The organism is Sphingomonas sp. Leaf62, from assembly GCF_001421915.1.
Classification (GTDB): domain Bacteria; phylum Pseudomonadota; class Alphaproteobacteria; order Sphingomonadales; family Sphingomonadaceae; genus Sphingomonas.
The window spans coordinates 190,120-203,048 of sequence record NZ_LMLN01000002.1 but is presented as its reverse complement, the minus strand read 5'-3'; the positions used below and the strand labels follow the sequence as shown (position 1 = coordinate 203,048).

General features: G+C 66.9%; 11 protein-coding genes and 1 pseudogene. 8 read left to right on the top strand and 4 right to left on the bottom strand.

Annotated features, from left to right (window positions below; translation table 11 throughout):
- The 3 genes and pseudogenes from ASE91_RS20335 to ASE91_RS01710 all read left to right on the top strand — a co-directional run.
- Positions 1-493: pseudogene (locus ASE91_RS20335) on the top strand (phenylalanine--tRNA ligase subunit beta); the annotation flags it as partial.
- Positions 490-1,359, top strand: a complete 870-nt coding sequence (locus ASE91_RS01715) for an aldose 1-epimerase family protein (protein WP_056622077.1) — start codon at positions 490-492, stop codon at positions 1,357-1,359. The pseudogene ASE91_RS20335 and the gene ASE91_RS01715, both read left to right, overlap by 4 nt.
- A gap of 319 nt (positions 1,360-1,678) precedes the next feature.
- Positions 1,679-3,250 carry a peptide chain release factor 3 gene (locus ASE91_RS01710; protein WP_056622075.1) on the top strand — a complete coding sequence of 524 codons (1,572 nt, stop codon included), beginning with the start codon at positions 1,679-1,681 and terminating at the stop codon, positions 3,248-3,250.
- A gap of 323 nt (positions 3,251-3,573) precedes the next feature.
- On the opposite strand, the gene ASE91_RS01705 is transcribed toward ASE91_RS01710, so the two are convergent.
- On the bottom strand, positions 3,574-4,800 hold the full coding sequence (locus ASE91_RS01705) for a spinster family MFS transporter (RefSeq protein WP_056622073.1): 1,227 nt from the start codon (positions 4,798-4,800) through the stop codon (positions 3,574-3,576).
- A 145-nt stretch (positions 4,801-4,945) separates the two neighbouring features.
- Complete coding sequence (locus tag ASE91_RS01700; protein ID WP_056622071.1) at positions 4,946-7,183, bottom strand: TonB-dependent receptor; 2,238 nt, start codon at positions 7,181-7,183, stop codon at positions 4,946-4,948.
- Between the two features lie 115 nt (positions 7,184-7,298).
- On the opposite strand from ASE91_RS01700, the gene ASE91_RS01695 reads away from it, so the two are divergent.
- Entirely contained in the window at positions 7,299-7,910 is a 612-nt protein-coding gene (locus tag ASE91_RS01695) for a TetR/AcrR family transcriptional regulator (protein WP_056622067.1), read from the top strand.
- Positions 7,911-7,913: 3 nt separating this feature from the next.
- Here the strand turns inward: ASE91_RS01695 and ASE91_RS01690 are convergent, their stop codons facing one another.
- On the bottom strand, positions 7,914-8,432 hold the full coding sequence (locus ASE91_RS01690; RefSeq protein WP_056622066.1) for a YceD family protein: 519 nt from the start codon (positions 8,430-8,432) through the stop codon (positions 7,914-7,916).
- The gene (locus ASE91_RS01685) at positions 8,429-8,941 is read right to left on the bottom strand and encodes a ubiquinol-cytochrome C chaperone family protein (protein ID WP_056622064.1); all 513 of its coding nucleotides are present in this window, start codon (positions 8,939-8,941) and stop codon (positions 8,429-8,431) included. Before ASE91_RS01685 ends, ASE91_RS01690 begins: the two co-directional genes overlap by 4 nt.
- A 116-nt stretch (positions 8,942-9,057) precedes the next feature.
- On the opposite strand from ASE91_RS01685, the gene ASE91_RS01680 reads away from it, so the two are divergent.
- The 4 genes from ASE91_RS01680 (at position 9,058) to ASE91_RS01665 (ending at position 12,869) form a co-directional block, all read left to right on the top strand.
- The gene (locus ASE91_RS01680) at positions 9,058-9,534 is read left to right on the top strand and encodes an outer membrane protein assembly factor BamE (RefSeq protein ID WP_055999205.1); all 477 of its coding nucleotides are present in this window, start codon (positions 9,058-9,060) and stop codon (positions 9,532-9,534) included.
- Positions 9,535-9,754: 220 nt separating this feature from the next.
- Positions 9,755-10,255: an RcnB family protein gene (locus ASE91_RS01675; RefSeq protein ID WP_056622062.1), complete on the top strand. Its 501-nt coding sequence runs from the start codon at positions 9,755-9,757 to the stop codon at positions 10,253-10,255.
- Between the two features lie 251 nt (positions 10,256-10,506).
- Positions 10,507-11,886, top strand: coding sequence for a glycosyl transferase family protein (locus ASE91_RS01670; protein ID WP_056622060.1), 1,380 nt, complete (start codon positions 10,507-10,509; stop codon positions 11,884-11,886).
- 263 nt (positions 11,887-12,149) lie between these two features.
- Complete coding sequence (locus ASE91_RS01665) at positions 12,150-12,869, top strand: hypothetical protein (RefSeq protein ID WP_056622058.1); 720 nt, start codon at positions 12,150-12,152, stop codon at positions 12,867-12,869.
- Positions 12,870-12,929 lie beyond the last annotated feature (60 nt).

Below are 12,929 nucleotides of genomic sequence, written 5' to 3'. Positions count from 1 at the left end.
GATGGAGGCACCGGGCGACGTCTATCATCCGGGCCAGTCGGCGACGTTGCGGCTGGGGCCGAAGACGGTGCTGGCGAGCTTCGGCGTGCTGCATCCGACCATCGCCAAGGCGTTCGACCTGCCGGCGGGCACCGTTGCGGCCGAACTGTATCTCGATGCGCTGCCGGCCAAGCGCGGTGGCGGCGCGATGCGCGGAGCCTATGCGCCGCCGGCGTTGCAGGCGGTGACGCGCGACTTCGCGTTCGTCGTGGCCGACAGCGTGACCAGCGACCAGCTGGTGCGGGCGGTGCGCGGCGCGGACAAGGCGGCGATCGTCGATGCGCGGCTGTTCGACGTGTTCGCAGGGCAAGGCGTCGAGCCGGGGCACAAGAGCCTCGCGATCGAGGTGACGTTGCAGCCGGGGGCGAAGAGCTTCACCGATGCCGAGTTGAAGACAATTTCGGACAAGATCGTCGCTGCGGCGACCAAGATCGGCGGGAGCCTGCGCGCATGACCGTGACCCTGACCAACGGCACGCTGACCGTGGCGATCGAACCGCTGGGGGCCGAACTGCATTCGATCAAGGATGCGGCCGGCCGTGAGCTGATGACCGATGCCGATCCGGCCTATTGGACCGGCCATGCGCCGATCCTGTTCCCGATCATCGGCGCGGTGCAGGGCGATAAATATCGCGTCGACGGCACGACCTATCCAATGGCCAAGCACGGCTTCGCGCGGCGGCGGAAGTTTACGAAGGTTGCACATAGCGACACATTCGTACGGTTCGAACTGACCGACGATGAAGAGACGCGTGCCGTCTATCCGTTCGCATTTATGCTCCACGTGGAACATCGGCTGGAGGGGGCGACGCTCCATACCGAGGTGACGGTGACCAATAAGGGCGACCGCGACCTGCCGGCGAGCATCGGCTTTCATCCGGCATTCGCGTGGCCGCTGCCGTACGGGCACGACCGGGCGGACCATCGGATGGTATTTTCGGATGCCGAAGTTGGCACCGTCGCCGCGATTGCCGACAACGGGACGATCGCGCCCGAGCGGCGGCCCGATCCGGTGGTGGACCGAGTGTTGACGCTGACCGACGATCTGTTCGCGCGCGATGCGCTGGTTTTCGATCCGGTGCGAAGCACCTGGGTGCGGTATGGGGCGGAAGACGGTCCGCAGTTGCGGGTCGATTTTCCGGGGATGCCGAAGCTGGGCATCTGGACCAAGCCGGGTGCCAGCTTCGTGTGTATCGAGCCGTGGGACGGGATTGCCGACCCGGAGGGGTTTGCCGGCGATATCTTCGACAAGCCGGGGATCAACCGGGTCGCGCCGGGACAGTCGCATCGGGCGGCGATGTCGGTGACGCTGGAGGATTGATTTTCACGCGAAGGCGCGGAGACGCGAAGAGAAGAAATCAGGCTGGATTTCGCGCAGAGGCGCAGAGGCGCGGAGGGGTTGCGATTGCTGCTACCGGGCGCGTTCGGGAGACCGCACCGCTCGCTGGCATGAGCGACAAGGCCGCTTTCCCGGCGGAGGTTCACCGCTCACGCAACTCCTCCGCGTCTCGGCGTCTCTGCGCGAACCACTTCCTTCTTCTCTCCGCGCCATCGCGCCTTCGCGTGAACCCGCCTTCTTCGTTGCCCGGTGGCACGAAGCCAAACTTGCCGCCTCCCCCGCCCCACACTAAAGGCCGGCGATGGACCATATTTCCGATCGCCGCACCTTTGCGATCATTTCCCATCCCGACGCCGGCAAGACCACGCTGACCGAAAAGCTGCTGCTGTTCGGCGGCGCGATCCATCTGGCGGGCGAGGTCAAGGCTCGCGGTGCCGCCCGGCGCGCGCGGTCGGACTGGATGAAGATCGAGCAGCAGCGCGGGATTTCGGTCACGTCGTCGGTGATGACGTTCGAGCGCAACGGCCTCATCTTCAACCTGCTCGACACGCCGGGCCACGAGGATTTCAGCGAAGACACCTATCGCACGCTGACCGCGGTCGATTCGGCGGTGATGGTGATCGACGCGGCGAAAGGCATCGAGCCGCAGACTCGCAAACTGTTCGAAGTATGCCGGTTGCGCAGCGTGCCGATCATCACCTTCGTCAACAAGGTCGATCGCGAAGGGCGCGATCCGTTCGCGCTGCTCGATGAAGTCGCCGACATGCTGCAACTCGACGTGTGCCCGATGACGTGGCCGGCGGGGATGGGCGGCCAGTTTGAGGGGATTTACGATCTGGTCGACAACCGGCTGTTGCAGCCCGAGGCCGGAACCAAGGATTTTCAGGGCAAGGTCGAACAGTTCACCGGGCTGGACGACGATCGCATCGATTCGGTGCTGTCGCCGGAGGGGGCAGAGCGGCTGCGCGAAGAGGCCGAGCTGGCGACCGGCGGCTATGCCGGCTTCGACGTCGGGGCGTATCGCGCGGGCGACCTGACCCCGGTCTATTTCGGATCGGCATTGAAAGAATTCGGCGTCGATTCTCTGATCGACGCGATCGCGCGCCACGCCCCCCCGCCCCGCCCGCAGCCCGCCGAGCCGGCCCCGGTCGACCCGACCGACGACCGCGTGACGGGGTTCGTGTTCAAGGTGCAGGCGAACATGGACCCCAATCACCGCGACCGGATCGCGTTCATGCGGCTGTGTTCGGGGGTCTTCAAACGCGGCATGAAGCTGACGCCGACCGGGCATGGCAAGCCGATCGCGATCCATTCGCCGATCCTGTTCTTCGCGCGCGAACGCGAACTGGCCGACGAAGCCTATCCGGGCGACATCATCGGTATCCCCAACCATGGCACGCTGCGGGTGGGCGATACGCTGTCGGAACGGGCCGATGTCCGCTTCACCGGCCTGCCGAACTTCGCGCCGGAAATCCTGCGCCGCGTGGTGCTGAAGGACCCGACCAAGACCAAGCAGTTGCGCAAGGCGCTCGACGACATGGCCGAGGAAGGCGTCACGCAGGTCTTCTATCCCGATATCGGGTCGAACTGGGTGATCGGCGTGGTCGGGCAGTTGCAGCTCGAAGTGCTGCTGAGCCGGCTGGAGGTCGAATACAAGGTCGCGGCGGGGCTGGAAATGGCACCGTTCGAAACCGCGCGCTGGATTTCGGCGGGCGATCCGACCGACCTGAAGGCGTTCACCGATCTGCATCGGTCCGCAATGGCCAAGGATCGCGACGGGAACCCGGTGTTCCTGGCGAAGAGCGCGTGGGAGGTCGGGTATATTGCCGACCGGTATTCCAAGGTGACGTTCGCGGCGACGCGCGAGCGGTAGGGTTCACGCGAAGGCACGAAGGCACGAAGGGTAGAAGTTCGCGCCGAGATGCGGAGGGTTGCGGTCGTGCGAGCCGGTGCCCTGCGCAGCCGAGCGCCAGATGAGAGCCGCTGGTGCGGCATATGATGAAGTCGCCATACCCCGCCCACGCGTCGCCCCGGACTTGATCCGGGGTCCCGCTTCTTCTTTTGGCCGGGCGTAGAAGGAGAAGCGGGACTCCGGGTCGAGCCCGGGGTGACGGGTGGGGAAGGCCCTCCGCGTCTCTGAGTCTCTGCGTGAAATCTACCCTTCTTCGCGTTCTTCGCGCCTTCGCGTGAACCCCATCACGCGACCCAGTCACGCTCCAACCGGCGGCTGGCAAGCGCCATCAGGGCACCGGCGACCAGATACAGGCACAGCGCCGCTGCGATCGCGTAGCGGAGCGATTCGCTGCCATAGGTTGGAGCAAGGCCCTTCGACAGTTGGCCGACCACCCAGCTCCCCAGCCCCAGCCCGATCAGGTTGTTGATGAGCAGAAAACAGGCCGAGGCGGTGGCGCGCATATGCGCCGGTACCAGATGCTGGACGGCGGTCAGCACCGGGCCGAGCCAGACATAGACCAGCGCCTGCGGCACCACGAACAGGGCGAACGCCGCGAGCCAGCCGTTCGACAACGTCCCGGCAATGAACAACGGCGTGCCGAGCACATAGCAGAGCGCGGGCAGCAGGGCGTACCAGCGCTTGTTACGGGCGCCCAGCCGGTCGCCGAGCGAACCGCCGAGCAGGATGCCGGCCACCCCGCCGGTCAGTAGCAGCGCACCGAAGAACTGGCCGGTCTGGATCAGGTCGAGGCCGAAGCTGCGCATCATCAGGCTGGGCATCCAGAAACCGACGCCATAGCCGCACATCGACCCCGCCGCCGCGCCGAAGGCGAGCAGCCAGAAACTGGGTTTGCGCGAGAGAATGCCGAAGACGCGGCCGACCGGGATACGATCGGCGGCGACGGCGGCACGCGGCGGGTCTTTCACCAACAGGCGGAAGAACGGCGCGATGACGATGCCCGCCAGCCCGACCGCGTAGAAGGCGGTGCGCCATTCGACCGCCTGCGCGATATAGCCGCCGAGCAGGACGCCGCCCGCCGCGCCCAGGGGAATACCAAGCGAATAGATGGCGAGCGCGCGGGCGCGCCGTTCGGGGGGAAAGGTATCGGCGATCAGCGCATAGGAGGGGGCGACGCCGCCCGCCTCCCCTACCCCTACGCCCAACCGGTACAGGAACATCTGGGCAAAGTTCTGCGCGGTACCGCATAGCGCGGTGAAGGCACTCCATACGGCAAGGCTGATGGTGATGACCCAGGTGCGGCTGGTGCGGTCGGCGATCAGCGCCAAGGGGATCGCTAGCGTCGAATAGAGCACGGCGAAGGCAAGGCCGCCCAGCATCCCCATCTGCCCGTCGTCGAGGCCGAGGTCGCGCTGGACCGGTTGGGCGAGGATCGCGAGAATTTGCCGGTCGAGGAAGTTGAAGCTGTAGACCAGCAGCAACATGGCGAGGGTGATGCGGGGGTTTTTCATGCACTTCCTCAGAAATCCTCCCCGTTCACGGGGAGGGGGACCAGCGTAGCTGGTGGAGGNTCGCCGCGTACGCAACCATGGTGGAGGTGGCCACCCCCCTCCACCACCGCTTCGCGGCGGTCCCCCTCCCCGTACCGGGGAGGAGTTAGAACCGGACCTCGAACGTTGCGGTCGCGGTGCGCGGCGGGCCGTAATAGCCGATGATCGAATTGCCGAAGAGCGCGCCGGGGAAGTTATAGCCCCCTACCCGATAGCGTTGGTCGGTCAGGTTGCGCAGCGCGACGCCGAGGCGGTAGCGGCCGCTCCCCGAAAGCCAGTTGGCCGAGGCGTTGACCAGCGCGTAGCCGTCCTGATCGAGCGCAGGGGTCGGGATTTCGAACAGCGCATAATCGCTGCGCAGCGTGACTTCGGGCGTGACCGACAACGAACCACCGGCAAGATCGGTCGAGGCGGTGAACGATGCGGCGGCGGTGAATTCGGGCGTATTCTGAAACACGCGCTGGTCCGATACATCGACCGGCGTGGTGCCGCCGCCGATAAAGGTCAGGAATTGCTTATACTCGGCATTGGTATAGCCGAACGACAGTTGCGCCGAGAAATTGCGCGACGGGACCATCCGCCCCTCGATCTCCAGCCCGTAAATGTCCGCCTTGCCGGCATTGTCGACGAAGCTGGCGATGCCGCCATTCACATTGGGTACCTGAATCGTGACCTGTTGATCGGTGTAGCGCGAATAATAGCCGGCCATGTTCAGGAACAGGGTACGGTCGAGGAACGCGCCCTTCATGCCGATTTCATAGCTGGTGATCTTTTCGGGATCATAGCCGCCCACTGTCGTCGGGGTGAACACCGCGTCGCCGCGCATGTCGAACCCGCCCGATTTGAACCCCCTGCCCCATGACGCATACAGGTTCAGATCCTGCCGCGGTTCATACGCGATCGAGACGCGCGGGGTGAACTGGTCGAAACTGCGGTCGTTGGTGTAATCGGTGCGGATCAGGCCGGGCACCGCAGCGGCATTGCCGAACGCCGGGCTGCGGATGCCGGTATAGTTGCGGCGGAATACCGTGCCGGTCTTGTCGTCCCTGGTATAGCGCAGGCCCGCCGAGATCTTCAGCCGGTCGGTCAGGTCATAGCTGACGTCGCCGAACGCGGCATAGCTTTTGGTCCGCACCTGTCCCGCGGTCAGCGTGGTCAGGTTGAGGCCGCCCAGTACCGTGTCGAACGCGCCCGACGCGTCGGCGTTGAGGTAATAGAGGCCGACGACGCCCTGCACCCGCTCCCCCTCGATCAACAGTTGCAGTTCCTGGGTGAATTGCCAGTCGTCATATTCGGCGGGCACGTCGAGCGTCGGCAATGCGGTATTGTCGAAATCGATGACGGTGTTGGTCGCCCCTTCGCGGTAGGCGCTGATCGATTTGAAGGTGAGCAGGTCGGACAGCCGGAACTCGCCGGTCAGCGACAGCCCCTGCGCCACCACCCGGTTGCGATCGCCGACCCCGGCGCGGGTGTCGTACACGCTGGCGGTCGGCGCATAGCGCGGATCGGTGCCGTTCCCCAGCAGCCGGGTGCCGTGGCGCGGGTTCGACCGGTCGAGCGTCCGGTCGCCGGCGACGCGCACGAAGATGCTGTCGCTCGGCGTCCATTCAGCCGAGACGCGCGCGGCCAGCACGTCCTTGTCATACTGGTCGGCACCGGTGGTCAGGTTCCGGCCATACCCGTCGCGCTTGTACCGCGCGACCGCGCCGCCGATCGACAGCGTATCGCCGATCGGCACCGTCACCTGCCCGATCAGGTCGAGCTGATTGTACGCGCCATAGGAGGCGCGGGCGGTGCCGGCGAAGTCGTGGCCCAGCCGCCGGGTCACATATTTGATCGCGCCGCCGATGGTGTTGCGGCCATAGAGCGTGCCCTGCGGCCCGCGCAGCACCTCGACCCGCTCCACGTCGAAGATGTCGAGCACCGCGCCCTGCGGCCGGGCGACATAGACGTCGTCGAGATAGAGGCCGACGCCCGGTTCGAAGCCCCATAGCGGGTCCTGCTGCCCGACGCCGCGACTGAACGCGATCAGCGTGGAGTTCGAACCGCGCGCGATCTGCAGCGTCAGGTTGGGCGTCTTGTCCTGCAACGCGGTGATGTCGACCGCGCCGCTACGGGTCAGTTGGTCGCCGGTCACCACCGACATGGCGATGGGCACGTCGATGACGCTTTCGGCGCGGCGGCGGGCGGTGACGACGATGTCGCCGTCGCCCTGATCCTCGACCACCGACGCCGATTCGGCGGGAGTTTCGGGTGGTGTTTCGGTGGTTTGCGCCAGTACGGGCGATGCGACCAGCGCCGCCCCCAGCAACAAACCCGCGCGGATTCCGAACGTGCGACGCATCGACCTCTCCCTGTCATGGACGCCACCCGTTGGCCGGGTTGTACGTCGTTGTGCTTGGCTATACTGAAAGCTGAACCGGGTTTCAACTTATGCCCGGACCGGGAGAGTATGTTTTATGGCCGAAACGGGCGCGAGCAGCACCGACGACGACAAGACGCCGCGCACCGAACGCGGCCGCCGCACCCGTCGCGCGATCCTTGACGCCGCCGCCGCCGAATTCGGGGAAAACGGATTTCACGAAGGATCGATCAGCGCGATCACGCGGCGGGCCGGCGTGGCGCTGGGCAGTTTCTACACCTATTTCGACTCGAAGGACGCGGTGTTCCGCGCACTGGTCGCCGATATGTCGGCACAGGTGCGCGATCATGTCGCCCCGGCGATCGCGCAAGCCGATGGGCAGATCGCGGCGGAGCGCGCCGGACTGCTGGAGTTCATCCGCTTCGTGCGGGCGCACAAGGAAATCTACCGCATCATCGACGAAGCCGAATTCGTCGATCCGGCCAGCTTTCGGCTTCATTATTCGACGACGGCAGACCGGATCGCCGCCCGGCTGCGCGCGGCGGCGGATCGCGGCGAGGTGTCGGCCGACGTGTCGGAGGTCCATGCCTGGGCGATCATGGGCATGAACGTGTTTCTGGGGCTGCGCTACGGCGTGTGGGACGAGGATCGGACGCCGGAGGCGGTGGCCGATGCGGTCGCCGTGCTGCTGGCGCGTGGCCTCGCCTGAGCGTTACTTCTTCAGCAGATCCTTCAGCGCACCCAGCGCCGACAACGGCCCCGCCTCTTCCTCCTTCAGCACGCCGGCGGTGCGCAGCACCTCCTCGGCACGGGGGCTGCGTGGATAGGGATCGAGCGTCAGCGCCAGCGTTTCGGCCGCTGCCTCGCCCAGATCGATCGACCCACCGGCATAGAACATCGTGTCCATCGCTTCGTCGTCGAGCTCGAACTCGCCGCCATCGACGCTGCCTTCGGGCAGGAAGCGCAGGGTGAAGGGTTCGTCGACCGATTCGGGCACCGGTTCGCCGCTGGCGACGCAGGGCTGCGCGACCTCGGCCTTCAGACGGCCGGTGGCGATGATGCCGCCGGCGTCGCGGTGCAGGCTATAGTCCGCCTCCAGCGAATCGAGCGCAAGCAGGCCGAACCGCCCCATCAGCCGGCGGCGTTCGTCGGCATCGGCGGCGATATGCTGGCGGGTTTCGCCCTCCCCGATCTGGTCGATGCGGACGGGGCGGTGGAATTCGGGGATCATTCGGGCAGCTTTCCGGCAAGAAGATCATCGACCGACACGGCGTCGAGCGCGGCGCGCAGCCGGCGCAGATGCGCCGCGACGTACACGAGCGCATGGGCATCGGGTTCGACGCCGCGATACAGGTTGCGGACCAGCGCCGATTCGAACGAACCGTCGGCCAGCCCGTCGCGATACGCGCCGATCCGCCCGCCGAGCATCGCCATCATCCGCCCGATATGCTTGCCGACGACCATGTCGCCAAAGCCGATCTGGCGAAGCTGTCCGTCCATGTCGTCGACGAAACATTCGGCGAGCGACGCGGCGGGCGCGGCCCCTGCCCCCTCGCCCTCCAGCCGGAGCATGACCATCGACAGGATGGCGGCGATCATGTCGAACCGCCCGTCGAGCGTGTCGGGCACCTGTCCGTCGAGATACCATGCAGTTTGCCGCCCGCGCGCGACGACCGCGTCGTACAGGGTGGCGGCGACCCGTGGGGGCGGCGCACGACGGAACAGGCGAGGCAGACGCATGGTTCTCCGGCAGGCAAGGGCGCGCTTGTGGATGGCGCGGGTCCGTCATATTGAACGCGTGGCCGCGCGATGCAATCGGGTGTGGCCCGGTCGCGCGTTCGCTGGACGGAGATTTTATGGTTCGCTTCCCCACCCGTGGCGCAGTGGCGCTGATGATCGCCTGTGCCGCGGCGGGCCTGGGAGGCTGCACGAAGCTGCGCAGCCATCAGGGCTATGTGATCGATCCCGATCTGGTCAACGCGGTGCAGCCGGGCGTCGATACCCGCCAGTCGGTGTTGCAAACGCTGGGCACGCCGACCTTCGTCGGGCAGTTTTCGGACCGCGAATGGTTCTATCTGTCGCGCGACAGCCGCAATCTGGCGTTCAACCGCCCGCGCGCCGTCGACCAGACGACGCTGAAGATCACCTTCGATCAGGCCGGCAACGTGACCAAGATCGACCGGACCGGCGTCGATCAGGTCGTCGGGATCAGCCCGTCGGACAAGAAAACGCCGACGCTGGGCCGCGAATCGAACTTCTTCAGCGACCTGTTCGGCAATATCGGCACCGTCGGTGCGCCGGGCACGGGTGGGCCGGGGCCGGGCCAGCAGTAAGGGCTGGAGGGCGAACGTCCTTCCCGCGCTGGTCGGGATCGACGCCGACGTTTCATCAACGGCGTCACGGCGATGTATCCCCGCGCGTGCGGGGATGACGGGTTAAGGCGTGGACGAACGCTTCCGTTGAACCCTTTCAAAAAGCTGACAACCGCATTCGCCGATCGTTCAGCGCGAATCGCCCATTCCGTCCTCATCAACCGATGACGGGAGAGCGTATATGCGTAAGATCATTCTAGCCGTGCTGGCCGCGACGGTCGCCGTACCGACCATGGCGGCACCGGCCGCCGCACAATCGACGCGCGAATTGCGGCGCGACCGGGCCGAGTATCAGGATGCCCGGCACGAATATCGACAGGCGCTGCGCCATGGCGATCGCCGCGACATCCGCGACGAGCGCCGCGATCTGGAACGCGCCCGTGCCGATTATCGCCAGACATTGCGCGAGCGGCAGTGGCGGGGCGACGCGGGGCACGGCGCACATCGCCGGCCATATGCGCGCGGCAACTGGAACGCGCCGTTCCGCTATCAGGCATTTCGCCCCGGCGCGGCGATCGGGCGTCCCTTTTATGGACAGCGTTATTGGGTGAACGATCCCGGCCGTTATCGCCTGCCGCCCGCGCGCGGGTATCAGCGCTGGGTCCGTCACTATGACGACGTCGTGCTGGTCGATGCCCGGCGTGGGCGGGTAATCGACGTAGTCCGTAATTTCTATCGGTAAAAACAACGGGCTGGGCCTTATGCCCGGCCCGCGGTTCGGCCGCGCCGTCGGTACGCTCGGCGCGGCCGGTGCGCAGGGGCACCAGTCCCGAAAGGGGATTTAGGACCGTTTTTGCGAACGTCCGGGACTCGCAAGGGTTCAATTGCAGTGCACAAATAGTTGACCATCCCACTCATGCCTTAGTCTGAGCCCGCTTGCCGATCCGCCGCGCCGCCGACTAGCGTCGCGGCCGGGGCATATCGGGGGCTGTCATGGACGCGGCGATCGCGTGGATCGACGGGATCGCGCGCGAAACCATGTTGTTTGCCGCGATCGGATTTCTGATCGGCGGGATCGACGATCTGGCGGTCGACCTCGCCTATATCGTGCGGGCGATCCGGATGCGGTGGCGTCGATCGGGGGTGCCGGTCATGGCCGATTTCCCGGTCGCGACCTGTTGCGGGCGGATCGCGGTGCTGGTGCCGGCATGGGACGAGGCGGCGGTCATCGGCGCGATGCTGCGCGCGACGCTGGGCCGGTTCGATCATCCCGACTGGCGGCTCTATGCCGGTGCCTATCCCAACGACCGGGCGACGATCGATGCGATCACGGCGGTGGCGGCACAGGACGCGCGCGTCCGGCTGGTCCTGAACCCGCATCCCGGCCCGACCACTAAGGCCGATTGCCTCAACGCGCTGTGGCGGGCGGTGCTGGCCGATGGCGCGGCGGAGGGCAGGGCGTTCACCGCGATCGTCCTGCACGATGCGGAGGATGTGGTGCATCCCGGCGAGCTGCGGCTGTACGATCATCTGCTGCGCCGCGCCGATGCGGTGCAGATCCCGGTGCTGCCGCTGCCCGATCCGGCGTCGCGCTGGGTATCGGGCCATTATATCGATGAATTCGCCGAATCGCATGGGCGGCAATTGCCGGTGCGCGATGCGCTGGGCGCGGGGTTGCCGTTCGCCGGGGTCGGCTGCGCGATATCGACCTCGATGCTGGCGCGGATCGCCGAGTCGCGTGGCGGTTTGCCGTTCGACGATGCCAGCCTGACCGAGGATTACGAGCTGGGCCTGACCGTCCGCGCGTTGGGCGGGCGGGGGGTGTTCGTCCGCGCGCTCGAAACGCCGGACGGGCCACCGGTCGCGGTGCGGGCCTATTTTCCGGCGACCCTCGGCACCGCGATCCGGCAGAAGGCGCGCTGGATGACCGGGATCGCGCTGGCAGGATGGGACCGTACCGGCTGGCATCGCGGATGGCGCGATCACTGGATGCGGATGCGCGACCGGCGCACCATCCTCGCGATCCCGGTATTGGCGATCGCCTATATCGCGCTGGTGACATGGGGCATCGACAAAGCGCTGCATTGGTGGCGCGGCAGCGAACCAGCGTCGGTCGAAACGGGCATGTTGTGGGTGTTGTTCGCCAATGTCGCGCTGTTCGGGTGGCGGATGGCGGTCCGGTTCGAAATGGTGCGGCGCGCCTATGGCCGGGGCGAGGCGCTGCGGTCGATTCCGCGCGTCTTCGTCGGCAATTTCGTCGCGCTGTTCGCGGCGCGGCGGGCGATAATCCGCTATGCCGCGCTGCTGCGCGGGCAGCCGGTCCGCTGGGACAAGACCGCGCATCATTTTCCAACCGATCTGGCCGCCCGATGACACCGGGGCGGGGGCGACCGGTGCGATTTCTGGCGGTCGTCACCGCCGGTTGGATCGGTATGCGGGTGGTGCTGTTGCTGCCCGATGCGGTGGAGGTGGTGACACGGGGTGCGGCGGGGCTGGGGATGCCGCGGGTCGTGGCGGCACCGGTGGCGACTGCGCACGGGTTACGCACGAGTTATCCACAGGGTTCTACTGTCCCTTTTCCACCGTCTTATCCACAGAAGAATCGTTCCGTGGTTGGCGCCGTGCCGCTTGACCGGGTGGACTTTGCGTTGGTCGCGCCGGTCGCGACAGCGGTCGCGTTGCCCGACAACGCGGTTGCGGAAACGCCCGTCCTGCCGCGACCCGATCTGCCGCCGACGGTCGCCCGGCCGGGGCTGACCGGCAGCGCGTGGATGGCGGTGCGTGGCGGGTCGGCGACGGGCGGACCGGTGCAACTCGGGGGCGGACAGGCCGGGGTGCGGCTGCGACTGCCGGTTGCCGCGAACGATCGGCTTGCGGTCGTCGGGCGCGTCGCCGCACCGCTGGCGGGGCAGGGGAGCGAGGCGGCCGTCGGAGTCGAATGGCGACCGGGCGGGGGGCCGGTGGCGATCGTCGCCGAACGGCGGATCGCGCTCGATCGCGGCGCGAACGGCACCGGGCTGGGGGTGATCGCCGGACTCGACCGCATGATCGGCGAGCGGATCGTCGTCGAAGGCTATGGTCAGGCAGGTGTCGTCCTGCGCGCGGAAGCGCAACCCTATGCCGATGGCGCGGTGCGGGCGCTGTACCGCGTCGGATCGGGCCGGTTGCGGATCGGTGTCGGCAGCTGGGGCGTGGCGCAGCGTGAGGGCGCGCGCGTCGATATCGGGCCATCGGCGGTCGTGGTGCTGCCGGTGGCGAAGCAGGCGGTGCGGCTGTCGCTCGACTGGCGGCAACGCGTGGCGGGACGCGCCGCACCGGGATCGGGGCTGGCCCTGACGCTGGGCAGCGACTTTTAAGGGCGCGTTTGGAAACGCGCGGTAGAGCGAGTTTCAAGGCGGTACCGGTACCGCAAAACG